Origin of the sequence: Streptomyces sp. NPDC058279, from assembly GCF_042881255.1 — a bacterium.
Lineage (GTDB): Bacteria > Actinomycetota > Actinomycetes > Streptomycetales > Streptomycetaceae > Streptomyces.
Genome location: NZ_JBHVYA010000012.1, coordinates 113,769 through 139,921, shown reverse-complemented (window position 1 = coordinate 139,921; position 26,153 = coordinate 113,769). Strand labels below are relative to the sequence as shown.

At 72.3% G+C, this 26,153-nt stretch carries 20 protein-coding genes; 15 read left to right on the top strand and 5 right to left on the bottom strand.

Features of this window, described 5'->3' with window-relative positions; translation table 11 throughout:
- Position 1 precedes the first annotated feature (1 nt).
- From rpmF to mutM, 3 genes are all read left to right on the top strand, one after another.
- Positions 2-175 (top strand): 50S ribosomal protein L32, encoded by a 174-nt coding sequence (gene rpmF, locus ACFVXJ_RS22595; RefSeq protein WP_003965982.1) that lies wholly within the window; start codon positions 2-4, stop codon positions 173-175.
- 19 nt (positions 176-194) lie between these two features.
- Positions 195-1,052, top strand: a complete 858-nt coding sequence (gene rnc, locus ACFVXJ_RS22590; protein ID WP_361308961.1) for a ribonuclease III — start codon at positions 195-197, stop codon at positions 1,050-1,052.
- A 144-nt stretch (positions 1,053-1,196) separates the two neighbouring features.
- Positions 1,197-2,066 carry a bifunctional DNA-formamidopyrimidine glycosylase/DNA-(apurinic or apyrimidinic site) lyase gene (gene mutM, locus ACFVXJ_RS22585; RefSeq protein WP_389664105.1) on the top strand — a complete coding sequence of 290 codons (870 nt, stop codon included), beginning with the start codon at positions 1,197-1,199 and terminating at the stop codon, positions 2,064-2,066.
- Here the strand turns inward: mutM and ACFVXJ_RS22580 are convergent.
- Positions 2,039-2,461, bottom strand: coding sequence for a winged helix-turn-helix transcriptional regulator (locus ACFVXJ_RS22580; protein ID WP_389664103.1), 423 nt, complete (start codon positions 2,459-2,461; stop codon positions 2,039-2,041). The genes mutM and ACFVXJ_RS22580 overlap by 28 nt on opposite strands.
- Before the next feature lie 130 nt (positions 2,462-2,591).
- Here ACFVXJ_RS22580 and ACFVXJ_RS22575 point away from each other — a divergent pair, with 130 nt between their 5' ends.
- Positions 2,592-3,194 carry a flavodoxin family protein gene (locus tag ACFVXJ_RS22575; RefSeq protein WP_389664101.1) on the top strand — a complete coding sequence of 201 codons (603 nt, stop codon included), beginning with the start codon at positions 2,592-2,594 and terminating at the stop codon, positions 3,192-3,194.
- Between the two features lie 47 nt (positions 3,195-3,241).
- Here ACFVXJ_RS22575 and ACFVXJ_RS22570 read toward each other — a convergent pair whose 3' ends face one another.
- Positions 3,242-4,105 (bottom strand): CAP domain-containing protein, encoded by an 864-nt coding sequence (locus ACFVXJ_RS22570; protein ID WP_389664099.1) that lies wholly within the window; start codon positions 4,103-4,105, stop codon positions 3,242-3,244.
- Positions 4,106-4,234: 129 nt separating this feature from the next.
- Here ACFVXJ_RS22570 and ACFVXJ_RS22565 point away from each other — a divergent pair, with 129 nt between their 5' ends.
- From ACFVXJ_RS22565 to ACFVXJ_RS22550, 4 genes are all read left to right on the top strand, one after another.
- Positions 4,235-4,516: an acylphosphatase gene (locus ACFVXJ_RS22565; protein ID WP_266636384.1), complete on the top strand. Its 282-nt coding sequence runs from the start codon at positions 4,235-4,237 to the stop codon at positions 4,514-4,516.
- A gap of 349 nt (positions 4,517-4,865) precedes the next feature.
- Positions 4,866-5,075 carry a hypothetical protein gene (locus tag ACFVXJ_RS22560; RefSeq protein WP_136213338.1) on the top strand — a complete coding sequence of 70 codons (210 nt, stop codon included), beginning with the start codon at positions 4,866-4,868 and terminating at the stop codon, positions 5,073-5,075.
- A 253-nt stretch (positions 5,076-5,328) separates the two neighbouring features.
- Complete coding sequence (locus ACFVXJ_RS22555; protein WP_389664097.1) at positions 5,329-9,627, top strand: AAA family ATPase; 4,299 nt, start codon at positions 5,329-5,331, stop codon at positions 9,625-9,627.
- A 211-nt stretch (positions 9,628-9,838) separates the two neighbouring features.
- Positions 9,839-11,272 carry a sugar porter family MFS transporter gene (locus tag ACFVXJ_RS22550; RefSeq protein ID WP_389664095.1) on the top strand — a complete coding sequence of 478 codons (1,434 nt, stop codon included), beginning with the start codon at positions 9,839-9,841 and terminating at the stop codon, positions 11,270-11,272.
- A gap of 48 nt (positions 11,273-11,320) precedes the next feature.
- Here ACFVXJ_RS22550 and ACFVXJ_RS22545 read toward each other — a convergent pair whose 3' ends face one another.
- Complete coding sequence (locus ACFVXJ_RS22545; RefSeq protein ID WP_389664093.1) at positions 11,321-12,307, bottom strand: LLM class flavin-dependent oxidoreductase; 987 nt, start codon at positions 12,305-12,307, stop codon at positions 11,321-11,323.
- 62 nt (positions 12,308-12,369) lie between these two features.
- Positions 12,370-13,815, bottom strand: a complete 1,446-nt coding sequence (locus ACFVXJ_RS22540; RefSeq protein ID WP_389664091.1) for a cytosine permease — start codon at positions 13,813-13,815, stop codon at positions 12,370-12,372.
- A 135-nt stretch (positions 13,816-13,950) separates the two neighbouring features.
- On the opposite strand from ACFVXJ_RS22540, the gene ftsY reads away from it, so the two are divergent.
- Positions 13,951-15,174, top strand: coding sequence for a signal recognition particle-docking protein FtsY (gene ftsY / locus ACFVXJ_RS22535; protein ID WP_389664089.1), 1,224 nt, complete (start codon positions 13,951-13,953; stop codon positions 15,172-15,174).
- Positions 15,175-15,267: 93 nt separating this feature from the next.
- Here ftsY and ACFVXJ_RS22530 read toward each other — a convergent pair whose 3' ends face one another.
- Positions 15,268-15,936, bottom strand: a complete 669-nt coding sequence (locus ACFVXJ_RS22530) for a bifunctional DNA primase/polymerase (protein WP_389664088.1) — start codon at positions 15,934-15,936, stop codon at positions 15,268-15,270.
- A gap of 406 nt (positions 15,937-16,342) precedes the next feature.
- On the opposite strand from ACFVXJ_RS22530, the gene ACFVXJ_RS22525 reads away from it, so the two are divergent.
- The 6 genes from ACFVXJ_RS22525 to ftsH all read left to right on the top strand — a co-directional run bounded on the left by ACFVXJ_RS22525 (position 16,343) and on the right by ftsH (position 26,141).
- Complete coding sequence (locus ACFVXJ_RS22525) at positions 16,343-17,866, top strand: hypothetical protein (RefSeq protein ID WP_389664086.1); 1,524 nt, start codon at positions 16,343-16,345, stop codon at positions 17,864-17,866.
- Between the two features lie 309 nt (positions 17,867-18,175).
- Positions 18,176-19,522, top strand: a complete 1,347-nt coding sequence (locus ACFVXJ_RS22520; protein WP_389664084.1) for an ammonium transporter — start codon at positions 18,176-18,178, stop codon at positions 19,520-19,522.
- A complete protein-coding gene (locus ACFVXJ_RS22515; RefSeq protein WP_361308925.1) occupies positions 19,519-19,857 on the top strand; it encodes a P-II family nitrogen regulator in 339 nt (112 codons plus the stop codon). Before ACFVXJ_RS22520 ends, ACFVXJ_RS22515 begins: the two co-directional genes overlap by 4 nt.
- A gap of 17 nt (positions 19,858-19,874) precedes the next feature.
- Entirely contained in the window at positions 19,875-22,310 is a 2,436-nt protein-coding gene (locus ACFVXJ_RS22510; protein WP_389664083.1) for a [protein-PII] uridylyltransferase, read from the top strand.
- A gap of 134 nt (positions 22,311-22,444) precedes the next feature.
- Positions 22,445-24,019, top strand: a complete 1,575-nt coding sequence (gene ffh / locus ACFVXJ_RS22505; protein ID WP_389664081.1) for a signal recognition particle protein — start codon at positions 22,445-22,447, stop codon at positions 24,017-24,019.
- A gap of 172 nt (positions 24,020-24,191) precedes the next feature.
- Positions 24,192-26,141 carry an ATP-dependent zinc metalloprotease FtsH gene (ftsH, locus tag ACFVXJ_RS22500; protein WP_389664079.1) on the top strand — a complete coding sequence of 650 codons (1,950 nt, stop codon included), beginning with the start codon at positions 24,192-24,194 and terminating at the stop codon, positions 26,139-26,141.
- Positions 26,142-26,153 lie beyond the last annotated feature (12 nt).

The window sequence follows — 26,153 nt, the reverse complement described above, 5'->3', positions numbered from 1 at the left end:
CGTGGCTGTTCCGAAGCGGAAGATGTCGCGCAGCAACACGCGCCACCGCCGGTCGCAGTGGAAGGCTGCGGTCCCCACCCTGGTTTCGTGCGAGCGTTGCCAGGAGCCGAAGCTCCAGCACATTGCGTGCCCGAGCTGCGGCACCTACAACAAGCGCCAGGTCCTCGAGGTCTGAGCGGCTGGTGAGAGGCGCAATGTCTGAGCTGTCCAACGCTGAGAAGCAGGCAGACAGTAACAACGCGGCCTCGTCCCACGTGCTTCTGGAAGGGCGGCTCGGGTACCAACTCGAGTCCGCCCTTCTGGTGCGTGCGCTGACCCACCGCTCGTACGCGTACGAGAACGGCGGTCTGCCCACCAACGAGCGCCTGGAGTTCCTCGGGGACTCCGTGCTCGGCCTGGTGGTCACGGACACGCTGTACACGACCCACCCCGACCTGCCCGAAGGCCAGCTGGCCAAACTGCGGGCCGCGGTGGTCAACTCGCGCGCACTGGCGGAGGTCGGGCGCGGCCTCGACCTCGGCTCCTTCATCCGGCTCGGCCGGGGCGAAGAGGGCACGGGTGGCCGGGACAAGGCATCCATCCTCGCCGACACCCTTGAAGCGGTGATCGGCGCGGTCTACCTCGACAAGGGTCTCGACGCGGCCTCGGAGCTGGTTCACCGGCTCTTCGACCCGCTCATCGAGAAGTCCTCCAACCTCGGGGCCGGCCTGGACTGGAAGACCAGTCTCCAGGAGCTCACGGCGGCCGAAGGTCTTGGTGTACCGGAATACCTGGTCACCGAGACCGGACCGGACCACGAGAAGACCTTCACAGCTGCCGCTCGCGTCGGTGGTGTCTCGTACGGCACCGGCACCGGCCGCAGCAAGAAGGAAGCGGAACAGCAGGCGGCGGAATCCGCGTGGCGCGGTATCCGTGCCGCGGCGGACGAGCGGATCGCGGCGGCAGCCGCGGCCGCGGCCGCACCGGCGGTGGTCCCGGCCTCGGCCGAGCCCGACGCCGAGGCCGTGGACGGCGGGGCGCCGACGCCCGCCGGTCCGGCGCCGAGCGCCTGACGCTTCCTTTCGGATCAGCACCGCCCGTCCCTGCCCCGGCAGGGGCGGGCGTTCTGCTGCGCGGACTGCTCGGGGCGGTCTGTCGGTGGTGGCCGGTAGGCTCACGAGTGAGCACCGCAGAACCGTGACCGTCGGAGGAACCCCGTGCCCGAGCTGCCCGAAGTCGAAGTCGTGCGGCGGGGCTTGGAGCGCTGGGTGGCCGGGCGGACCGTCGGCGCCGTGGAGGTGCTGCACCCCCGGGCCGTACGCCGCCATGTCGGCGGCGGTGCCGACTTCGTCGCGCGGTTGACCGGTCAGACCTTCGGGGTGCCGATGCGGCGCGGCAAGTACCTGTGGCTGCCGCTGGAGGGTCGGGACCTTTCGGTGCTGGGCCACCTCGGGATGAGCGGGCAGTTGCTGGTCCAGCCGAACGGCGCGCCCGACGAGAAGCACCTGCGGATCAGGGTCCGCTTCACGGACGACGCCGGGACCGAGCTGCGCTTCGTCGACCAGCGCACCTTCGGCGGGCTTTCGCTGCACGAGACCGTCCCCGGCAGCCCCGAGGGGTTGCCCGACGTCATCGCGCACATCGCGCGCGACCCGCTGGACCCCCTGTTCGACGAGCCCTCGTACCACGCGGCCCTGCGCGCCAAGCGGACCACCCTCAAGCGGGCGCTGCTGGACCAGTCGCTGATCAGCGGGGTCGGCAACATCTACGCGGACGAGGCGCTGTGGCGGGCGCGGCTGCACTACGAGCGCCCCACCGCCACGCTCACGCGCCCCCGGAGCACGGAACTCCTCACGCACGTGCGGGAGGTCATGAGCGCCGCCCTCGATGTCGGCGGGACCAGCTTCGACAGCCTCTACGTCAACGTGAACGGGGAGTCGGGCTACTTCGACCGGTCGCTCGACGCGTACGGGCGTGAGGACGAGCCCTGCCGGCGCTGCGGCACGCCGATGCGGCGCCGGCCGTGGATGAACCGGTCGAGCTACTTCTGCCCGCGCTGTCAGCGACCGCCGCGGCTGCCCTCGTAGGGCCGTCGGGAGTCGTAGGACTGCCGGGAGGACAGGACCTCGGACATGCTGCCCTCCAGGAAGTGGATCAGCGACAGCAGGCGGTCGGCGACCTCCCGACCGAGCGGCGTCAGCTCGTAGTCCACGCGGGGCGGGTTGGTGGGCTGGGCGTCACGGGTGACGATGCCGTCCCGCTCCAGCGCGTGCAGGGTCTGCGAGAGCATCTTCTCGCTCACGCCGTCGACCCGGCGGCGCAGTTCGTTGAAGCGGCACGGGCCTTCCCGCAGCGCGCCCACGGTGAGGCTGCCCCAGCGGCCGGTGACGTGCTCCAGGGTCTCCCGCGAGGGGCAGGCGCGCGCGAACACGTCGAACGGCAGGTCCGTGTAGGTCGTCTCGGTACAGAGGGGTTTCTCCATGCGGAAAGCGTACCCCTCTCCACAGCGCTCACCACAGGCTTGCGCTTTCGAAAAGTTAGTGCTTCTCTTGGGTTCGCCGCTTCGTCACCGTCGCGAGGCGGGCACTGCCAGACCTTTGAGGAGAACCGCCATGTCCGCCCTTGCCCACACCCCCGTCGTCTCCATCGCCTACCACTCCGGATACGGGCACACCGCGGTCCTCGCGGAGGCCGTCCGTGCGGGCGCCGCGGAGGCCGGAGCCACGGTCCACCTGATCAAGGTCGATGAGATCGACGACGCGCAGTGGGCGCTCCTCGACGCGTCCGACGCGATCGTCTTCGGCTCGCCGACCTACATGGGCACCGCCTCCGGTGCCTTCCACGCGTTCGCCGAGGCGACCTCGAAGCGCTGGTTCGGCGATGTCTGGCAGGACAAGGTCGCCGCCGGCTTCACGAACTCCGGCTCGAAGAACGGCGACAAGTCCGGCACGCTGGGCTACTTCCAGACGCTCGCCGCGCAGCACGCCATGAGCTGGGTCAACCTCGGTCTCAAGCCGGGCTGGAACTCCAGCACCGCCTCGGAGCACGACCTCAACCGGCTGGGCTTCTCCGCGGGCGCGGCCGCCCAGACCCACACCGACCACGGTGTCGAGGACGTCCACAAGGCCGACATAGCCACCGCCGAGCACCTCGGCCGCCGCGTCGCCGAGCACACCCGTGTCATCGTGGCGGGTCGCGCGGCGCTGGCCGGCTGACGCGCCTCGCCCGGCGGCCGGCCCGCGCCGGCTCGTGACCGCTTCGGTCAGAAGCCGAAGTCCTGGGTCCACCACGGGCCGCCGGCGGCGAGATAGACGCCGACGCCCAGGGTGCGGAACTCGCAGTTGAGGATGTTCGCCTTGTGACCCGGGCTGTCCATCCACGCCTTCATCACCGAGGCCGCGTCACCCTGGCCCCGGGCTATGTTCTCGCCGCCGAGGCCGGAGATGCCGGCGGCCTGGGCGCGGTCCCAGGGGGTGCGGCCGTCCGGGTCGGTGTGGTCGAAGAAGCCCCGGACCGCCATGTCCTTGCTGAACGCCGCCGCCAGGGAGGCGAGCGGCGGGTTGGCCCGGACCGGGCCGCATCCCGCCTGGGCGCGCTCCTGGTTCACCAGGGTGAGGACGGCCGTCTCCTCGGAGGAACTGCCCGTCGCGGGGGTGGCGGGCACGGGGGCGGGGGGCTTGGGAGCCGCCGGCTTCGCGGGCTTCGGGGCGACCGTGGTCTTTACCGGTGCGGGGGCCTTCTTCGACGCGGAGGGGGTGGGCGTCGGGGACGGCGAAGCGGAGGCGGAGGCGGAGGGCGAAGCGGAGGGGGAAGGTGAAGCGGAGGGGGTCGGGGAGACGGTGCCGCTCTCCCCGGAGGAGGGGACGGCCCGGCCCGGGAGTCCGGTGAGGCCGCCCTGCTGTCGGAGAGAGCCGGCGCCGTCCTGGGTCGGCGAAGCCTTGGCCTCGGTCTTGGGGTCGGAGTCCGTGCCGACGTAGGGGAAGGAGTGCCCGACCGGCACCAGGCCGGTGGTGACCGCCGCCGTGCCGAGCGCCACGGCCACGGAGACGCCCAACAGACCGTTGCGCACGGCGGTGCGGCGCTTGCCGCCGCGGGGCGGTGCGGCGTGGAGTCGGTGGCGTCCCATCCGGCTGGCCTTCCTCACAAGATCATCCCTAACTCACCCAAATGGGTGAGTTCATTGGTGCGCGACTGTACGCCATGGGCCCAGGGGGGTGATGTGCCCGGAAAGTGATCGTCCGGTTAGCGTTCACGCATGAACGAAGACGTCCGGCTGACCGCATGGGTGCGCGGCCGTGTACAGGGAGTGGGCTTCCGCTGGTTCACCAGGGCCAATGCCCTGGAGATCGGCGGCGTGGTCGGCTTCGCGCTGAACCTGGACGACGGTCGAGTGCAGGTCGTGGCCGAGGGTCAACGTGAGAATTGCCACCGGCTGCTGGACTGGCTGCGCTCGGCCGACACGCCCGGGAGGGTGGACGGAGTGACAGAGATCTGGGGCACACCGCGCGGTGGCTACGACGGTTTCGCGATCCGGTGACGGATCGGACGATCATGCGCTGATCCGATCCGCGGCCGGTCCGCACCCGCTCGGAACTGCGGATTTCTTCCGGCGCCGTTGCCGCGCGCGCCGGAACGTGGAAGGCTCGGAGTCGAGGATGATCCCCGCCCCGACCGCGAGGGCCGGACCGGCCGCCGATACAGGGCGTGATCGTGTTGACCGTCAAACTTTTTGGTGAGACGCTGGAAGCCCCGCGCACCTGAGCTGTTTGGCAGCGCTGACAGTAGTAAGCGCAGTGACTGACAGTCGCTGCCGGACCGCCGCGGGTGCGATTCCCTCACGACCCACACCGCTTCGGTCGGTCACTCAGTGTGGAGGACCATCCATCATGGCAAAGGCGCTTCTCGGTTACGTCGGCGGTTCTGACCCGCGACTCCTCGCCGAGATGCGACGGCTTCAGCAGCGCGTCCAGGACCTCGAGTCCGAACTCGGACGAATTCAGTCCGAAAACGACGCACTGAACGCGGCCGCCGCTCAGCACGGAGACACGTTGCTGGACACCCTCGACGTATCTCAGGCGGAGCCTGCGCTCACCTGATCCGCGCTCTCGCGTCGACGCTAGACTCCAGCCAGCACGATCTGCAAGGGACGCTTCGGCGTCCCTTCTTCCTTTCCCGGCTCCTCCCGGGTCCCAGTCGCCCTCTGCCCGCCGCCCGCCACCACCGCCGCCGCCGTGGTTACGGACGTGCCGCCCGAGGGCATTGGGCCAGGTGGGGGCTGTTTCGTTCAACGTCTGATCTGCCCGCGACCTTCGAGGGCGAAACCGAACGTGAAAGGTAGAGTCCGGCGGCGTGCACCTCAAGTCCCTGACCCTGCGTGGCTTCAAATCCTTTGCTTCCGCCACCACCCTGCGGTTCGAACCCGGGATCACCTGTGTCGTGGGCCCCAACGGGTCGGGGAAGTCGAATGTGGTGGACGCGCTGTCCTGGGTCATGGGCGAACAGGGGGCCAAGTCCCTGCGCGGCGGGAAGATGGAGGACGTCATCTTCGCCGGCACGACGGGACGCCCCCCGCTCGGCCGCGCCGAGGTGTCCCTGACCATCGACAACTCCGACGGCGCCCTGCCGATCGAGTACGCCGAGGTCACCCTCACCCGGATCATGTTCCGCGGCGGCAGCAGCGAGTACCAGATCAACGGGGACACCTGCCGACTGCTCGACATCCAGGAACTGCTCTCCGACTCCGGCATCGGCCGCGAGATGCACGTCATCGTCGGGCAGGGCCAACTCGACTCGGTCCTGCACGCCGACCCGATGGGCCGCCGCGCCTTCATCGAAGAGGCGGCCGGTGTGCTCAAGCACCGCAAGCGCAAGGAGAAGGCGCTGCGGAAGCTGGACGCGATGCGGGCCAACCTGGCGCGCGTACAGGACCTGGGCGACGAACTGCGACGCCAGTTGAAGCCGCTCGGGCGGCAGGCGGCGGTGGCCCGCCGGGCGGCGGTGATCCAGGCGGACCTGCGGGACGCGCGGCTGCGGCTGCTCGCCGACGACCTCGTCGCGCTGCGGGGCGCGCTGGAGGCGGAGATCGCCGACGAGGCGGCGCTCAAGGAGCGCAAGGAGTCGGCGGAGCGCGAACTCGCGGGGGCGCTGCGGCGTGAGGCGGAGCTGGAGAAGGCGGTACGGGACCTCGCGCCGCGCCTGCACCGGGCGCAGCAGACCTGGTACGAACTGTCGCAGCTCGCCGAGCGGGTACGGGGGACGGCGTCGCTGGCCGAGGCACGGGTGAAGTCGGCCTCGGCCCCGGCGGAGGAGGAGCGGCGCGGCCGTGATCCCGAGGAGCTGGAACGGGAGGCCGAGCGGATCCGCGAGCAGGAGGCGGAGTTGACCGCGGCGCTGGAGGCGGCCTCGCGGGCGCTGGAGGACACCGTCGAACACCGGGCGGAGCTGGAGCGGGCGCTGACGGAGGAGGAACGGCGGCTGCGGGACGCGGCGCGGGCCATCGCCGACCGGCGCGAGGGGCTGGCCCGGCTGACCGGGCGGCTCGGCGCCGCGCGGTCCCGGGCGGGCGCGGCGCAGGCGGAGATCGACCGGCTGATCGCGGCCAGGGACGAGGCGGGGACCCGGGCCGAGGCCGCGCGGGCGGAGTACGAGGCGCTGGCGGAGGAGGTCGGCGGCCTCGACGAACCGTCGGCGCAGGGGGAGTACGAGGCGGCGCGGAACCGGCTGGAGCAGGCGGACGCGGAGCTGGCGGCGGCGCGTGAGGCACTGACCGCGGCGGAGCGGTCGCGGGCGGCGGTGTCGGCGCGGCGGGACGCGCTGGCGTTGGGCCTGCGGCGCAAGGACGGCACCGGGGCGCTGCTGGCGGCGGACGCCCGGGACGGGCTGGGCGGTTTGCTGGGACCCGCCGCTGAACGGGTCCGGGTGGCGGCGGGGTACGAGGTCGCGGTGGCGGCGGCGCTGGGCGCGGCGGCCGACGCGGTGGCGGTCGCGTCGCCGGGCGAGGCGGCGGAGGCCATCCGTCACCTCCGCGCGGCGGACGCGGGCCGCGCGACGCTGCTGATCACCCCTCCGGGCGCCGCCCCGGCGCTCTCCCTCCCAACCCAGCCCGGCACCCCGCATGCCGGCACCCCGCAGGGGTCTTCGGCGGGGGGCTGGAGCGGTCCCGAGGGCGGAGCACCGGGAAGGCCGCCGGCGCAGGGCGGCTCTCGCGGCCCTCAGACCACCGCCGCGGAAGGCTCCTCGGCACAGCCCACCCCGCCGGACGGGTCCCCGGTCCGAGCCGGAGCCGGACCCGCGACCGGCGCTTCGGGCTCTGCGACCGCCAGCCCGGGTGGTGCCCCGGTAGAGGCCGCGCCCGGGCTGGGCGGGACCGGGAGGCCGGTCGTCTCCCCGGCGCAGGCCGTCCCGTCGACCGGTACCCGTGACGGCGCCTCGGCGCAGGGCCGGACTGACCCCGAGGCCGGCACCGCGGACGGCGGGTCGGCGCGGGGTGGGCCTCACGGCGCTGAGGCCACCGACCCGGCGCAGCCCGCGCCGCAGCGTGGTGACGCCGCTGCCAGTGCGGCCCAGGAGGCGACTCCCGACGGCGCAGCCGGTGGGCTGCGGGACGGGACCGGCCGGTCGGGGCAGCGGGGGGCTCAGGGCGCCGCCGAGGGTTCCTTGAGCGTGTCCGCCGGCGGGGCCGTTCCGCCCGGCGGGGTCCCGGACGGGGCGACCGGCCCGCTCCGGAACGGCACGGGCCGGTCCGAAGCCTCCTGCTCCGGCGCCCCGGACGGGGCCGGCTCGCAGGCCGTGACGGCGGCCGGGCAGGAGCGTCGCGCGGCGCGGCACGGGGCCGTGGGTCTGGAGGCGGCCGTGGCCGCCGCCGTATTGGTGGAGGGCGACCCGGCGGTCGTACGGGCCATCGGCTGGGTGCTGCGGGACTACGTCGTGGTATCGACCCTGGCGCAGGCCGAGGCGGTCGTCGCCGAGCACCCCGACCTCGTGGCGGTGACCGCCGACGGCGACGTGCTCGGCACCCACATCGCCCACGGCGGCTCCGCCGGGGCGCCCAGCCTGCTCGAAGTGCAGGCCGCCGTGGACGAGGCCGATGCCGAGCTCACCCGTCTGGAGGCCGAGTGCGCACGGCTCGCCGCCGCCCAGGACACCGCCCGGGACGGGCGCCGGGCCGCGGCCGCCCTCGTGGACGAGCTGGGCGAGCGGCGTCGGGCCGGTGAACAGGCCCGCGCCCGGGTCGCGCAGCAGCTCGGCAGGCTCGCCGGACAGGCCAACGGCGCCGCCGGCGAGGCCGAGCGGAGCGCCGCCGCCGCGGCCCGGGCGCAGGACGCGTTGGACCAGGCCCGGCTGGAGGTCGAGGAGTGCGCCGAGCGGCTCGCGATCGCCGAGGAGATGCCGGTGGAACAGGAACCCGACACCTCCGCCCGGGACCGGCTCGCCGCCGACGGCGCCAACGCCCGACAGACCGAGATGGAGGCCCGGCTCCAGCTCCGCACCCACGAGGAGCGGGTCAAGGCGCTGGCCGGTCGCGCGGACTCCCTCGACCGCGCCGCCCGCGCCGAGCGCGAGGCCCGCGCCCGGGCGGAGCGCCGCCGGCAGCGGCTGCGCCACGAGGCGGAGGTCGCCCGGGCGGTCGCCGCCGGCGCGCGGCAACTGCTCGCCCACCTGGAGGTGTCGATCGGCCGGGCCGAGCAGGAGCGGTCCCTCGCCGAGCGGGCCAAGGGCCTGCGGGAACGGGAACTCGCCGACGCCCGCGCCCGGGGGCGTGACCTCAAGGGGGAGCTGGACAAGCTCACCGACTCTGTGCACCGGGGCGAGGTGCTCGGCGCCGAGAAGCGGATGCGGATCGAGCAGGTGGAGAGCCGGGCCCTGGAGGAGTTCGGGGTGACGGCGGCCGGGTTGGTCGCCGAGTACGGCCCGGACCAGCCGGTGCCGCCGTCGCCGCCCGCCGAGGGGGAGGTGCTGCCCGAGGACCCGGAGCACCCGCGCAACCGTCCGGGCCCCTTCGACCGTGCCCGGCAGGAGAAGCGCCTGAAGGCGGCGGAGCGCGCGTACCAGCAGCTCGGCAAGGTCAACCCGCTCGCGCTGGAGGAGTTCGCGGCCTTGGAGGAGCGTCACAAGTTCCTCAGTGAGCAACTTGAGGACCTGCGCAAGACGCGGGCCGATCTCCTTCAAGTCGTGAAGGAGGTCGACCGGCGGGTGGAACAGGTGTTCACGGAGGCGTACCGGGACACGGCCCGCGAGTTCGAGGGCGTGTTCGCGCGTTTGTTCCCGGGCGGCGAGGGCAGGCTGGTGCTCACCGATCCGGACGACATGCTGTCCACCGGGGTGGACGTGGAGGCCCGGCCGCCGGGCAAGAAGGTCAAGCGGCTCTCGCTGCTCTCCGGCGGCGAGCGGTCGCTGACCGCCGTGGCCCTGCTGGTCTCCATCTTCAAGGCCCGGCCCAGCCCGTTCTACGTGATGGACGAAGTGGAGGCTGCCCTTGACGACACCAATCTGCAGCGGCTCATCCGCATCATGGCGGAGCTCCGGGAGAGCTCGCAGCTGATCGTCATCACGCACCAGAAGCGGACGATGGAGATCGCGGACGCCCTCTACGGCGTCTCGATGCAGGGCGACGGCGTGTCGAAGGTCATCAGTCAGCGGCTGCGCTGACCGGGATCGTGACACCCGACCAGCGTTCATTCAAGAAGTGAAGCTCAATGCTTGTGAACGTAACTTCGCCGAAGTGTTGACTTCACAAACTGAAGACATAAGCTCTGCTCCGCTGCCTTATCCCTTCGGGTGGTGCCGGTTCCCCACTTGTGCGCCACTTGGAAGGAACCACCCCCACCCGCCACCGCAGCCGGGCACGCAGGAGCAGACCTTGACCAGCAGAACAGAGCAGGCGTCGGCCTCGGGCGGCGGACGCCCGCCCCACCCCGACCACCTCGGGCACGTCATCTTCATCACCGCGGCCGCGGCCATGGGCGGTTTCCTCTTCGGATACGACAGCTCGGTCATCAACGGCGCCGTCGTCGCGATCCGGGACCGCTTCGACGTCGGCCCCGGAACCCTCGCGCAGGTGATCGCGGCAGCCCTGATCGGCTGTGCGATCGGCGCGGCCACTGCCGGCCGGATCGCCGACCGGATCGGCCGTATCCGCTGCATGCAGATCGCCGCCACCCTGTTCACCGTGAGCGCCGTCGGCTCCGCGCTGCCGTTCGCCCTCTGGGACCTGGCCATGTGGCGCGTCATCGGCGGCTTCGGCATCGGCATGGCCTCGGTCATCGGCCCCGCCTACATCGCCGAGGTCTCGCCGGCCGCCTACCGCGGCCGGCTCGCCTCGTTCCAGCAGGCGGCCATCGTCATCGGCATCGCCGTCTCGCAGCTGGTCAACTGGGGCATCCTGAACCTCGCCGACGGCGACCAGCGTGGCAAGATCGGCGGCCTCGAAGCCTGGCAGTGGATGCTCGGCGTGATGGTCGTCCCGGCCGTCCTCTACGGGCTGATGTCCTTCGTCATCCCCGAGTCCCCGCGCTTCCTGATCTCGATCGGCCGTACCGCCGACGCCAAGAAGGTGCTGGGCGAGGTCGAGGGTTCCGGCGTCGACCTCGACGCGCGGGCCGCCGAGATCGAGCACGCGATGCGCTCCGAGCACAAGTCCACCTTCCGGGACCTGCTCGGCGGCCGCTTCGCCTTCCTGCCCATCGTCTGGATCGGCATCGGCCTCTCCGTCTTCCAGCAGCTCGTCGGCATCAACGTGATCTTCTACTACAGCTCCGCGCTGTGGCAGTCCGTCGGCATCGACCCGAGCAGCTCGTTCCTCTACTCCTTCACCACCTCGATCATCAACATCATCGGCACGGTGATCGCGATGATCTTCGTGGACCGGCTCGGCCGCAAGCCGCTCGCCCTCATCGGCTCCGTCGGCATGGCGATCTCCCTCGGCTTCGCCGCGTGGGCGTTCTCCTTCAAGGAGGGCACCGGCGACAACATCTCCATGCCCGACACCCAGGGCACGGTCGCGCTGGTCGCCGCGCACTCCTTCGTCCTCTTCTTCGCCCTGTCCTGGGGCGTGGTGGTCTGGGTGCTGCTCGGCGAGATGTTCCCCAACCGCATCCGCGCCGCGGCGCTCGGCGTCGCCGCCTCCGCCCAGTGGATCGCCAACTGGGTCATCACCGTCACGTTCCCGTCGCTGGCCGCCTGGAGCCTGTCCGGGGCGTACGTCATCTACGCGGTCTTCGCCGCGCTCTCGATCCCGTTCATCCTCAAGTGGGTGCCGGAGACCAAGGGCAAGGCGTTGGAGGAGATGGGGTAATCATCCCCGCCACCACCCCCTCTCCTCTTCGACAGGTACTGCCCCGGCTCAGCCCTTGAGCCGGGGCAGTACCTGTTCGCACAGCAGTCGCAGGCTGCGCCGGCCCTCGTCGACGGGCATCCCGCCGCACAGCGGGTGCAGCACCAGGTTCCCCGCGTCGCCCGCCCCCCGGGCGTACTCCACCGCCTGCTCCGGGGTCAGGACCCGGTACACGCCCTCCGCGCGCAGCTCCGGCACCGAGCGCGCGGTCGAGCGCACCGCGCTGCGGATGTCCTTGGACTGCCAGGAGGCGTACACGCCCGCCTCGTGCAGGAAGCACCCGCCGTGCTCGGCCCACACCCGGTCCGGGTCCTCCGCGATGTGCAGCAGCGGGGTCTCGGCGGCGGGCATCACGCAGAAGCCCTCCGTGTCGTACTCCGCCAGCTTCCCCCGGTAGTACGCCTCCAGCTCCGGGAGGTGCGCGCTCGGGAAGAACGGCAGCCCCAGCCGGGCCGCGCGCCGGGCCGCCGCCTCGGAGCTGCCGCCGACCAGCAGCAGCGGGTGCGGCCGGGTGAACGGCCGCGGGGTGACCCGTACCGTGCGGCCGCGGAAGACGAAGGGCTCGCCGGTCCAGGCCCGCAGCAGCGTCTCCAGCAGCTCGTCCTGGAGCTTGCCGCGCCGGCCCCACTCCACCCCCTGCTGCTCGTACTCCTGCGGCCGGTAGCCGATGCCCGCGACGGTCACCAGCCGGCCACCGCTCAGCAGGTCGAGGACGGCGATGTCCTCCGCCGCCTTCAACGGGTCGTAGAGCGGCCCGATGATCGCCGAGACGGTGACGGCGATCCGGCGCGTGGCCCCGAACACCGCTCCCGCGAAGGCGAAGGGCGAGGGCAGCCAGTTGTTGTCCGTGCCGTGGTGCTCCTCGGTCTGGATCGTGTCGACCCCGTGGTCGTCCGCGTACCGGGCCATCTCCAGGGCCGCCCGGTAGCGGTCGCGCAGGCTCTCCGGGGTGCCGTTCGGCTCGACCAGATTGAACCGGACCACGGTGATGGGCATGGCGGAGTCCCCCTTCGCCTGGTGGGGTGGACGGGCGAAGGGGGACGTTAGCTGACGTAGCGTCAGTTGGACAGGGCTTCGGCGAGCGCGGGTTCTTCCGGCTCGGCCGCCGCCTCGGACGGCGCGGTGCGCGGCAGTACGGCGTACAGCGCGCCGGAGGTGAGGACGCCGACCGCCCAACCCAGCCCGTTCCGCCCGAGCCAGCTCCCGGACAGCGGTCCGGCGAACCAGTCCACCTTGGTGAACAGCAGGCCCACCACCAGCGCCGCGCCCCAGGCCGTCATGGCCTGCCAGGCGAAGCCGCCGCGGTACCAGTAGGCGCTGCCCCGGGTCGTGTCCAGGAGCGCGGGGCCGTCGTAGGTCTTGCGCCGCAGCATGTCCACGCCGAAGACGCCGATCCACGCCGAGAAGGCCACGGCCAGCAGCGTCAGGAAGGAGATGAACGAGCCGAAGAAGCTCTTGGCGACCACCATCAGCAGGAAGCCGAACACCAGGCTGATGACGGCGTTGACGCTGACGGCCCAGGCGCGCGGCACCTTGATGCCCAGGGTCTGCGCGGTGAAGCCGGCCGAGTACATGGACATCGAGTTGATCAGCAGCATGCCCACGAGCGCGATGAGCAGGTAAGGGACCGCCAGCCAGACCGGCAGCAGCTCCCCGATGAAGGAGACCGGGTCCGCGGCGGACGCCAGGTCGGGAGTGCCGACCGCCATCACCGCGCCCATGAGCACCATGGGCAGGACGACGATCCCCGCGCCGCCGATCGTCGCGCCGACCATGCCCTTGGCGGACGCGGTGCGCGGCAGGTACCGGGTGAAGTCCGGACCGGACGGGACCCAGCTGATCCCGCCCGCCGCGATCGTGCCGATGCCCGCGATCATCATGGCGGTGGAGCCGGCCGGCTTGTCGAAGACGGCGGCCCAGTCGGTGGTGAGGACCAGATAGCCGAGCACCAGCACGCTGAACGCGCCGAAGAGGTACGTCGACCACTTCGAGCAGACCCGCAGGGCGTTGATGCCGAGCCCCGACACCACGAACGTGCAGGTGACGAAGAACAGCAGCGTGACGACGATCAGCGGGGTGTTGGGCCGCACGCCGAAGAGGAGGTCCAGGACGGTCAGGACGGCGTAGGCGCCGCTCACCGCGTTGATGGTCTCCCAGCCCCAGCGGGCCACCCAGATCAGCGCGCCGGGGAAGAGGTTCCCGCGCTGCCCGAAGACCGCCCGCGAGAGCGCCATGCCCGGGGAGCCGCCGCGCTTGCCCGCGATCGAGATCAGCCCGACCATGCCGTACGAGACGACGGGCGCGGCGAGCGCGACGACGAGCACCTGCCAGATGTTCAGCTTGTTGAAGATCACCAGCCCGGCGCCCATGGTCAGCAGCAGCACGCTGATGTTGGCGGCGACCCAGGTGGGGACGAGCTCGCGGACGCGACCGCCGCGCTCGCTGTCGGGGACGGGCTCCAGGCCGCGGGTCTCGACCGCGGACTCTGCGGGCTCGGCAGGCATGTGCGACTCCGGGGATGTGGGGGGAGTCGTACATCATCGTATTTTCGCCCGGAAAAGCACAAATTGAGGATTCACGCCCCGGGCGCAGCTCCGGCTCGGGGGAGCCGGGGGACCTCACGCCATACTGGGTGCGTTATGGAAATCCTCATTCTCGCTGTAGTCATCGCCCTGGTCGCGGTCGGCGCGGTCAGCGGGCTCGTGGTCAGCAGCCGCAAGAAGAAGCAGCTGCCGCCCACGGCGCCGCCGAGCCCGCCGACCATCACTGCCCCGCCCGCCGAACCGCAGGTCGGGGAGGACGCCGCACCGACGGCGGAAGAGCCGCGCCGCACGATCGAGGAGGTCGAGCTCCCCGACGCGCAGACCGCCGTCGAGTCGCCGGTCGCCGTCGAGGACCCGGTGGTCGGGCTCGCGCCCGCCCCCGAGATCGAGGTGCCCGAGCCCACCGCCGGCCGTCTGGTCCGGCTGCGCGCGCGGCTCGCCCGTTCGCAGAACTCGCTCGGCAAGGGGCTGCTCACGCTGCTCTCCCGCGAGCACCTCGACGAGGACACCTGGGAGGAGATCGAGGAGACCCTCCTCATCGCCGACGTCGGTGTCGTCCCGACGCAGGAGCTGGTGGACCGGCTCCGCGAGCGGGTCCGGGTGCTCGGTACCCGCACCCCGGCCGAACTGCGCACCCTGTTGAAGGAAGAGCTGCTCACGCTGGTCGGCACCGACTTCGACCGCGCGGTGAAGACCGAGAGCGGCGTGGACACCCCGGGTGTCGTGATGGTCGTCGGCGTCAACGGCACCGGCAAGACCACGACCACCGGCAAGCTGGCCCGGGTGCTGGTCGCCGACGGCCGCAGCGTCGTGCTCGGCGCGGCCGACACCTTCCGCGCGGCCGCCGCCGACCAGCTCCAGACCTGGGGCGACCGGGTCGGCGCGCGCACCGTCCGCGGCCCCGAGGGCGGCGACCCCGCCTCGATCGCCTACGACGCGGTCAAGGAGGGCATCGCCGAGGGCGCCGACGTGGTGCTCATCGACACCGCCGGCCGGCTGCACACCAAGACCGGGCTCATGGACGAGCTCGGCAAGGTCAAGCGCGTCGTGGAGAAGCACGGCCCGCTGGACGAGGTGCTGCTGGTCCTGGACGCGACCACCGGGCAGAACGGCCTGACCCAGGCGCGGGTCTTCGCCGAGGTCGTGGACATCACCGGCATCGTGCTGACCAAGCTCGACGGCACCGCGAAGGGCGGCATCGTCGTCGCCGTCCAGCGCGAGCTGGGCGTCCCCGTCAAGCTGATCGGTCTCGGCGAGGGTCCGGACGACCTGGCCCCCTTCGAGCCGGAGGCGTTCGTCGACGCCCTGATCGGCGACTGAGCCGCGCGGGCCCGCCTGCGTCCGCGCCGCCGTACGTACGCCGGTGCCCCCGCGTCCGGACCGGACCCGGGGGCACCGGTGCGACCAGGGGGTTCAGTGGCGGAAGCGGTGGCAGATGTACGCCAGGGTCCCGAGCAGCAGCCGGGCCTGCGGAGCGCCGCCCACGCAGTCGAGCGCGGGCGGGCGCAGCCAGGCGGCCGGGCCGAGGCCCGCGTGGTCGGAGGGCGGGGCCGTCAGGAAGGCGCCGGTGCCCAGGGCGCGCAGGTCCAGATCGGCGTCGTCCCAGCCCATCCGGTAGAGCAACTGCGGCAGCCCGGCCGCCGCCCCCGGGGCCACGAAGAACTGCGCCCGGCCGTCCGGGGTCACCGTGACGGGCCCGAGCGGCAGGCCCATCCGCTCCAGCCGGACCAGCGCGCGCCGGCCGGCTTCCTCGGAGACCTCGATGACGTCGAAGACGCGGCCGACGGGGAGCAGGATCGCGGCGCCCGGGTACTCGTCCCAGATTTCGGCGACCTCGCCCAGGGTCGCCCCCGCGGGCACGGTGGGGGCGAAGTCCAGCGGGTGCGCCCCCGGTGCGCGGCAATTCGTATGACCGCAGGAGCAGTCGCGTCCGGGTGCCGCGGCGCGGGCGCCGGGGACCGCGTCCCAGCCCCACAGCCCGGTGTACTCGGCCACCGCCGTGCACTCCGAGGCCCGTCCGCGCCGCCGCGAGCCGGAACGGAACTCCTTGGTGCCGCGGCTGCCGCCGATCGTGAAGCCCATGCCCATGCCCCCTCCAACGGGTCGGACGCGCCGGTGGTTACGACGCCGGCGAGACCTGATGTCCGGCGGGACGGGGTACGGCTTCCCTCGGGGTCGCCCGGCGCACTCCTCGCCGCGCGCGCCCCGTCCGTGCTCCCGTCCAACCATTCCGTTTCGCCTTCCTGTCAAGTGAATCGCGCCTGGCCGGTGGCGAGTTCATTCGAAGGGGTGGCGAATGGTGGCGTTTCCACGGTCGGCCTCGCCGGAGGGGTGATCGTAGGATTACTTTCGGTGCACGAACCCCGGAGGTGAGCCCATCCGTGGGTATGCCGGAGGCAATACGTGAAGGACTTGTGAAGTCCGCGGCGGTGGTCGATGTTCCGGTCAGGGTTTGTGCGGAAGAGGCTTAACGGATGGGGGCGTTCCAGTGAGCGGCAACGGCGCAAGCGGAACGAACGGGCAGTCGTCCGCGTCCTCGGAGGCGCCGTCGGACACCGTCGTCCGCAACGAGCAGCTCGGTTCCTGGTTCGTGCGCAGCGGCTGGTCCAAGGGTGAACTCGCCCGTCAGGTCAACCGCCGGGCCCGCCAGATGGGCGCCCACCACATCAGCACCGACACCTCGCGGGTACGCCGCTGGCTCGACGGTGAACAGCCCCGCGAACCCGTCCCGCGCATCCTGTCCGAGCTGTTCTCCGAACGCTTCGGTTCCGTCGTCGCCATCGAACAGCTCGGCCTGCGCACCGCCCACCAGACCCCGTCCGTGTCCGGCGTCGACCTGCCCTGGGCCGGACCGCAGACGGTCGAACTGCTCAGCGAGTTCTCCCGCAGCGACCTGATGCTGGCCCGCCGCGGCTTCCTGGGGACCTCGCTCGCCCTCTCCGCCGGTCCCGCCCTCATCGAGCCCATGCAGCGCTGGCTCGTCCCGGTCCCGGCCGCCGACCCCGGATCGCGCACCGAGGGCGGCCCGGCGGGACCCGTCGGGGGTTACCGGCCGGCCGGGCTCTCCGATCCGGAACTCGACCTGCTCGAAGCCACCACGGTGATGTTCCGCCAGTGGGACGCCCAGTGCGGCGGCGGCCTGCGCCGCAAGGCGGTCGTCGGACAGCTCCACGAGGTCACCGACCTGCTCCAGGAGAGCCACCCGGCGTCCGTCATGAAACGCCTCTTCAAGGTCGCCGCCGAACTCGCCGAACTGGCGGGCTGGATGAGCTACGACATCGGCCTGCACCCCACCGCGCAGAAGTACTTCGTCCTCGCGCTGCACGCCGCCAAGGAGGGCGGCGACAAGCCGCTCGGCTCCTACATCCTCTCCAACATGGGCCGTCAGATGATCCACCTCGGGCGCCCCGAGGACGCCCTGGAGCTCATCCACCTCGCCCAGTACGGAAGCCGCGACTGCGCCGGCCCCCGCACCCAGGCCATGCTGTATGCGATGGAGGCCCGTGCGTACGCCAACATGGGCCAGCCCAGCCGCTGCAAGCGCGCCGTCCGGATGGCCGAGGACACCTTCGGCGACGTCGGTTTCGACGGCGAGCCCGAGCCCGACTGGATCCGCTTCTTCTCCGAGGCCGAGCTCAACGGCGAGAACTCCCACTCCTACCGGGACCTCGCCTACGTCGCCGGCCGTAGCCCCACCTACGCCTCCCTCGCCGAACCCGTCATGGAACGGGCCGTCGAGCTGTTCGCGAAGGACCCGGAGCACCAGCGCTCGTACGCCCTGAACCTCATCGGCATGGCCACGGTCCACCTCCTCCAGCGCGAGCCCGAGCAGGCGACCGTCCTCGTCGACCAGGCCCTCGACGTGGCGCGAAAAGTACGGTCCGAACGGGTGAACACCCGGCTGCGCAAGACCGTCGACACCGCGGCCCGTGAGTACGGCGACGTCGCCGAGGTGGTCCGGCTCACCGATCACCTCGCCTCCCGGCTCCCCGAAGCGGCGGAGGCCGTCTGACGGCCCTGACAGCCGTCCCCCCAGCCCCGGCCGCGGCGGCCGACCCCGTGAAGCCCGATCAGGCTCCCCCAGCCAGGCCACCCGGGTCCCCGCCGCGGCCGGCTCCGTGACGTTCATCCCCCCGTAACACCACGACCGCCTTCGTCACCGGTGCGAAACATCGAGCGGCGGCGCCGGAAACCGGGCTGCGCGAATCTCAGGGGCATTAACCGGCCGGCCTCCAGGCCCACACCAGCGGGCCTCATACCCCGCGCCGCTTAAGTAGCCACGATCGCCCGCACGCGAACGTACGACGACGAGGAGACGCCGATGGCATCAGCCATCACGACCCTCGCGGCAGACGCCCCCTCCCTCTCTGCCGCGAACACCGGGTTCATGCTCATCTGCTCCGCCCTGGTCATGCTGATGACCCCGGGACTCGCCTTCTTCTACGGAGGCATGGTCCGCGTCAAGAGCAGCCTCAACATGCTCATGATGAGCTTCATCAGCCTCGGGATCGTCACGATCCTGTGGGTCCTCTACGGCTTCAGCCTCGCCTTCGGCACCGACGTGGGCTCCGTCATCGGCTGGAACTCCGACTACGTCGGACTGAGCGGCATCGGCATCACCGAGCTCTGGGACGGCTACACCATCCCGGTCTACGTCTTCGCCGTCTTCCAGCTGATGTTCGCCGTCATCACCCCCGCCCTGATCAGCGGCGCCCTCGCCGACCGCGTCAAGTTCAGCGCGTGGGCCCTGTTCACCGCCCTGTGGGTGAGCCTCGTCTACTTCCCCGTCGCCCACTGGGTCTGGGGCACCGGCGGCTGGCTCTTCAAGCTCGGCGTCATCGACTTCGCCGGCGGCACCGCCGTCCACATCAACGCCGGCGCCGCCGCCCTCGGCGTGATCCTCGTCATCGGCAAGCGCGTCGGCTTCAAGAGGGACCTGATGCGCCCCCACAGCCTCCCGCTGGTCATGCTGGGTGCCGGCCTCCTCTGGTTCGGCTGGTTCGGCTTCAACGCCGGCTCCTGGCTCGGCAACGACGACGGCGTCGGCGCCGTCATGTTCGTCAACACCCAGGTCGCCACCGCCGCCGCCATGCTCGCCTGGCTCGGCTACGAGAAGCTGCGGCACGGCTCCTTCACCACCCTCGGCGCCGCTTCCGGCGCGGTCGCCGGCCTCGTCGCCATCACCCCCTCCGGCGGCTCCTGCTCCCCGCTCGGCGCGATCGCCATCGGCGCCATCGCCGGTGTCGTCTGCGCCATGGCGGTCGGCCTGAAGTACCGGTTCGACTTCGACGACTCCCTCGACGTGGTCGGCGTCCACCTCGTCGGCGGGATCATCGGCTCCCTGCTCGTCGGCCTCTTCGCCACCGGCGGCGTCCAGTCCGACGCCAAGGGCCTCTTCTACGGCGGCGGTCTGGACCAGCTCGGCAAGCAGGCCGTCGGCGTCTTCGCCGTCCTCGCCTACTCTCTCCTCGCGTCCGCGATCCTCGCCTTCCTGCTCGACAAGACGATCGGGATGCGGGTCTCCGAGGACGACGAGGTCTCCGGCATCGACCAGGTCGAGCACGCCGAGACCGCCTACGACTTCAGCGGGGCGGGCGGCGGCGCCTCCTCCCGGAGCACCGCCGCACCCGCCCACGCCGCCGCCGCGACCAAGAAGGTTGACGCATGAAGCTGATCACCGCGATCGTCAAGCCGCACCGGCTCGACGAGATCAAGGACGCCCTCCAGCGGTTCGGGGTCCAGGGACTCACGGTCTCCGAGGCCAGCGGCTACGGCCGCCAGCGCGGCCACACCGAGGTCTACCGGGGCGCCGAGTACACCGTGGACCTCGTACCGAAGATCCGCATCGAGGTGGTCGTCGAGGACGACGCGGCCGACGACGTGATGAACGTGCTGGTCACCGCCGCCCACACCGGCAAGATCGGTGACGGCAAGGTGTGGAGCGTCCCGGTGGACTCGATCATCAGGGTCCGCACCGGCGAACGCGGCGCGGACGCGCTCTAGGCGACGGGAGCCCCCGGGTGACGAGTGTGGAGAACACGACCGCCGAGCCGTCCGATCCGGACGTCTCGGGACCCGGCGGCTACGCCGCGGCCCGGCTGCGACTCCTCCGGGAGGAGTCGCGGTCCGGGCCCGCCCGGCGTTCCGCCCTGTCCGCGCTGACCGACGACTGGCTGAACGCCCTGTTCACGAGGGCCGCGCGGGAGACCGGCGTCCGGGGCGCGGCCCTCGTCGCCGTCGGCGGCTACGGGCGGGCCGAACTCTCCCCCCGCAGCGACCTGGACCTGCTGCTCCTGCACGACGGCAAGGCCCCCGCCAAGGCACTCGGCGCCCTCGCCGACCGCCTCTGGTACCCCGTGTGGGACCTGGGCGTGGCCCTGGACCACTCCGTGCGCACCCCCGCCGAGGCCCGCAAGACCGCCGCCGAGGACCTCAAGGTGCAGCTCGGACTGCTCGACGCGAGGCCCGTCGCCGGCGACGCCGGACTCCTCGCCGGGCTGCGCACCGCCGTCCTGGCCGACTGGCGCAACCAGGCCGGCAAACGGCTCCCACAGCTGCACGCCCTCTGCCGTGACCGGGCCGAGAAGGCCGGGGAACTGCGCTTCCTGCTGGAGCCCGACCTCAAGGAGGCCCGCGGCGGGCTCCGCGACGCCGCCGCCCTGCGCGCCGTCGCCGCGTCGTGGCTGGCCGACGCCCCCCGCGAGGGGCTGGCCGAGGCCCGACGGCGGCTGCTCGACGCCCGGGACGCGCTGCACCTGGTGACGGGCCGGGCCACCGACCGGCTCTCCCTCCAGGAGCAGGACCAGGTCGCGGCGCGGCTCGGGCTGCTCGACGCGGACGCGCTGCTGCGCGAGGTGTACGAGGCCGCACGGGTCATCTCCTACGCCGGGGACGTCACCTGGCGGGAGGTCGGGCGGGTCCTGCGGTCCCGGGCCGCCCGGCCGAAGCTGCGCGGCCTGCTGCTGGGCGCCCGCGGGCCCGCCGTGGAACGGGCACCGCTGGCCGAGGGCGTCGTGGAGTCCGACGGCGAGGCCGTCCTCGCCCTCGCCGCCCGGCCCGACCGGGACCCCGTGCTGGCGCTGCGCTTCGGGGCGGCCGCCGCGCAGGCGGGCCTGCCCGTCTCCCTGCACTCCGTACGCCGCCTCGCCGCCCAGGGCAAGGCGCTGCCCGTGCCCTGGCCCGCCGAGGCGCGGGAGCAACTGATCACCCTGCTCGGCGCGGGCGAGCCGACCGTCGGGGTGTGGGAGGCGCTCGAAGCCGAGGGGCTGATCACCCGGCTGCTGCCGGACTGGGAGCGGGTGCGCTGCCGGCCGCAGCGCAACCCCGTGCACACCTGGACCGTGGACCGGCACCTGGTGGAGACGGCGGTCCGGGCCGCCGCCCTCACCCGCCGCGTCAGCCGCCCCGACCTGCTCCTGATGGCCGCCCTGCTCCACGACATCGGCAAGGGCTGGCCCGGCGACCACTCGGTGGCGGGGGAAACCATCGCCCGGGACATGGCCGCCCGCGTCGGCTTCGACGCCGAGGACGTGGCGGTGCTCGGCGCCCTCGTACGCCACCACCTGCTGCTCATCGACACCGCCACCCGGCGCGACCTGGACGACCCGGCCACCGTGCGCTCCGTCGCCGAGGCCGTCGGCTCGGCGGGCACCCTGGAGCTGCTGCACGCGCTGACCGAGGCCGACGCGCTGGCCACCGGCCCGGCGGCCTGGAGCACCTGGCGCGGCTCGCTCGTGGCGGACCTCGTCTCGCGGGTGGGGGCGGTCCTCAAGGGCGCGGCCCCCGCCCCCACCGAACTGGGCATCCCGGTCACCGAACAGGAACGCCTCGCGGTGGAGGCGCTGCGCACCGGGGAGCCGGTCCTGGCCCTGGAGGCACGGCACGAGGAGGACGCGGTCGGGGTGGACCTGGTCGTCGCCGTCCCCGACCAGCCCGGGGTGCTGCCCGCCCTGGCCGGGGTGCTGGCACTGCACCGGCTGACCGTCCGCGCGGCCGACCTGCGCTCGCTGGAGCTGCCGGACCGGCTGGGGGAGGTACTGGTGTTCCGCTGGCGGGTGGCCGCCGAGTACGGGGCCCTGCCGGAGGCCGCCCGGCTGCGCACGGACCTGGTCCGGGCGCTCGACGGGTCGCTGGACGTCCCGTCGAAGCTGGCCGACCGGGAGGCCGCGTACCCCAGACGGCGCGGGGTGGTCCCGCCGCCGCCCCGGGTGACGGTGATGCCCGACGCGTCCTCCCTGGCCACCGTCCTGGAGGTGCGGGCCCCCGACGCCGTGGGCCTGCTCCACCGGATCGGCCGGGCCCTGGACGCGGGCGGCGTCCGCGTCCGCAGCGCCCACGTCTCCACGCTCGGCGCGAACGCGGTGGACACCCTCTACGTGGTCGACCCCGACGGCAAACCCCTGCCGGCCCGCGCCGCCGCCGTCCTGGCGGCGTCGGTCGAGGCGGCCCTGCGCTGAGCCGGTGGGGCCCGCGCCGGGCGCACCCGACGCCGGGCCCCGGACCGGAGACGGACCGCAGGGCCCACCACCGGTGAAGGGCCGATACCCTGGGGGACGACCACACGCCCCCGACCCGAGGAATCGCGACCACCGTGTTCGATACGCTTTCCGACCGCCTCAGCGCGACCTTCAAGTCCCTCCGGGGCAAAGGCCGCCTCTCCGAGCAGGACATCGACGCTGCGGCGCGGGAAATCCGTATCGCCCTCCTCGAGGCCGACGTCGCGCTCCCCGTCGTCCGTTCCTTCATCGCCAACGTCAAGGAACGCGCGCGCGGCGAAGAGGTCAGCAGGGCCCTGAACCCGGGGCAGCAGGTCCTCAAGATCGTCAACGACGAGCTCGTCTCGATCCTCGGCGGCGAGACCCGGCGCCTGCGCTTCGCCAAGACCGCGCCCACCGTGATCATGCTCGCCGGCCTCCAGGGTGCCGGTAAGACCACCCTCGCCGGAAAGCTCGGCCTGTGGCTCAAGGGGCAGGGGCACGCCCCGCTCCTCGTCGCGTGCGACCTCCAGCGCCCCAACGCCGTCAACCAGCTCAGCGTCGTCGCCGAGCGCGCCGGCGTCGCCGTCTACGCGCCGCAGCCCGGCAACGGCGTCGGTGACCCGGTCCAGGTCGCCAAGGACTCCGTCGAGTACGCCCGTACCAAGCAGTACGACATCGTCATCGTCGACACCGCCGGTCGCCTCGGCATCGACCAGGAGCTGATGCGGCAGGCCGCGGACATCCGCGACGCCGTCAGCCCCGACGAGATCCTCTTCGTCGTCGACGCCATGATCGGCCAGGACGCGGTCAACACCGCCGAGGCGTTCCGCGACGGCGTCGGCTTCGACGGCGTCGTGCTCTCCAAGCTCGACGGCGACGCCCGGGGCGGTGCCGCGCTCTCCATCGCGCACGTCACCGGCAAGCAGATCATGTTCGCCTCGAACGGTGAGAAGCTCGACGAGTTCGACGCCTTCCACCCCGACCGCATGGCGGGCCGCATCCTCGACATGGGTGACATGCTCACCCTCATCGAGCAGGCCGAGAAGACCTTCTCGCAGGCCGAGGCCGAGAAGATGGCGGCCAAGCTCGCGAAGGGTCCCAAGGAGTTCACGCTCGACGACTTCCTGGCCCAGATGGAGCAGGTCCGCAAGATGGGCTCCATCTCCAAGCTGCTCGGCATGCTGCCCGGCATGGGGCAGATCAAGGACCAGATCAACAACATCGACGAGCGCGACGTCGACCGCACCGCCGCCATCATCAAGTCGATGACCCCGGCCGAGCGCCAGGACCCGCACATCATCAACGGCTCCCGCCGCGCCCGTATCGCCAAGGGTTCCGGTGTCGAGGTCAGCGCCGTCAAGAACCTCGTCGAGCGCTTCTTCGATGCGCGCAAGATGATGTCCCGCATGGCCCAGGGCGGCGGCATGCCGGGCATGCCCGGCATCCCCGGGATGGGCGGCGGCCCCGGCCGGCAGAAGAAGCAGGTCAAGCAGGCCAAGGGCAAGCGCAAGAGCGGCAACCCGATGAAGCGCAAGGAAGAGGAGGCCGCGGCCGCGGCCCGGCGCGAGCAGGGGCCGCAGGCCGTCGAGCCGGCCGTCGGCGGCAACCCGTTCGGGCTGCCCGCGGGCGGGACCCAGCCCGGCCAGGACTTCGACCTTCCGGACGAGTTCAAGAAGTTCATGAAGTAACGGCGGCTCATGACGTGACGACGGCGCGCGGCGCCGTGGAGGAAGGGCCCTGGCCGGCCCGGGAACGACCAGCCGGCCGGGGCCCTCCGCCGTTCCCGGGACGAACCCTTCGGGGGGCATCGGCCCGGTATCTCCCTTATGGTCGGCCGGGAGGACGGCAGAAGGAGGCCCCGTGCCCAGCCCCACCCCCGCACCGCCCCGCGACCGGGCCGACACCCCCTGGCGTTCCGAGGGCGCGCCGCCCACCCCGCCGCCGAAGCGGAGGATGGCCGGCGGATGGCGCGGCCTGATCCTCGTGGCCCTGATCGTCTTCCTGATCACCAACCTGGTCCTGTCGTTCTTCAACGAGGGCAACGGGCCGACGGTCTCCTACACCGAGTTCAGCAAGCAGGTCGCCGCCGGAAACGTCTCGAAGATCTACTCCAAGGGCGACGCCATCCAGGGGCAGCTCAAGGCCGAGGCGCCGAAGCCGGACGGCGGCAAGGGCGACTACACCAAGTTCGTCACCCAGCGCCCGGCCTTCGCCGACGACGACCTGTGGGCCAACCTCACCAAGCACCAGGTCACGGTGACCGCCTCGCCCGTCGTCGTCCAGCGCAGCTTCCTCGCCAACCTGCTCATCTCGCTCGCGCCGATGCTGCTGCTGGTCGTGCTGTGGGTGGTCATCGCCCGCCGGATGGGCTCCGCCATGGGCGGCGGACTCGGCGGCCTGGGCCGCAAGGCGCCCCCGAAACCGGTCGAGCTGGAACCGGGCGCCACCCGCACCACCTTCGAGGACGTGGCCGGCATCGACGAGGTGGAGGGCGAGCTCAACGACGTCGTCGACTTCCTCAAGAACCCGCAGGAGTACCGCAAGATGGGCGCCCGTATGCCCGGCGGCGTCCTGCTCGCCGGCCTGCCCGGCACCGGCAAGACCCTGCTCGCCCGCGCGGTCGCCGGAGAGGCCGGAGTCCCCTTCTTCTCCGCCTCCGCCTCCGAGTTCATCGAGATGATCGTCGGCGTCGGCGCCTCCCGCGTCCGCGAACTGTTCACCGAGGCGCGCAAGGTCGCCCCCGCCATCATCTTCATCGACGAGATCGACACCATCGGGCGCGTGCGCGGCGCCGGCGCCGGACTCGGCGGCCACGACGAACGCGAACAGACGCTGAACCAGATCCTCACCGAGATGGACGGTTTTTCCGGCTCGGAGGGCGTGGTCGTCCTCGCCGCCACCAACCGCGCGGACGTCCTGGACCCGGCGCTGACCCGGCCCGGCCGCTTCGACCGGCTGGTGCAGGTCTCCCCGCCCGACAAGCACGGCCGCGAGGCGATCCTGCGCATCCACACCCGCGAGATCCCGCTGGCCGACGGCGTGGACCTCGGCCGGGTCGCCAGTACCACCCCGGGCATGACGGGCGCCGAGCTCGCCAACCTGGCCAACGAGGCCGCCCTGCTGGCCGTCAAGCGCAAGCGGACCCGGGTCACCCAGGCCGACCTCTCAGAAGCCCTGGAGAAGGTGCAGCTCGGCGCCGAACGTCCGCTCGTCATGCCGCTGGAGGAACGCCGCCGCACGGCCTACCACGAGAGCGGCCACGCCCTGCTGGGCATGCTCCAGCCCGGCGCCGACCCCGTCCGCAAGATCACCATCGTGCCGCGCGGCCGGGCCCTGGGCGTCACCCTCTCCACCCCGGACGCCGACCGGTACGCGTACACGGAGCCGTACCTGCGCGGGCGCATCATCGGCGCGCTCGGCGGCATGGCGGCCGAGCACGTCGTCTACGACGTGATCACCACGGGCGCCGAGAACGACCTCGAACAGGTCACCAACCTCGTCCGCGGCATGGTCGGCCGGTGGGGCATGAGCGAACGCGTCGGCCGGCTGACCGCGATCCCCTCGGACGGCCAGGGCGCGTACGGCCTCTCCGCCGCCCCCGCGACGCTCGACGCCGTCGACGCCGAGATGCGACGGATCGTGGACGAGTGCTACGCCGAGGCGTGCCGCCTGCTCCGGGAGCACCGCTCACAGCTCGACGACCTCGCCGAGGCCCTGCTCGCCGCCGAAACCCTCGACGAAGCCGCCGCCTACGCCGCCGCGGGCATCCCGCGCCTGTCCAAGGAGGCGCCGGGCCCGGACAGCCCCTGACCGGGCCCGGGT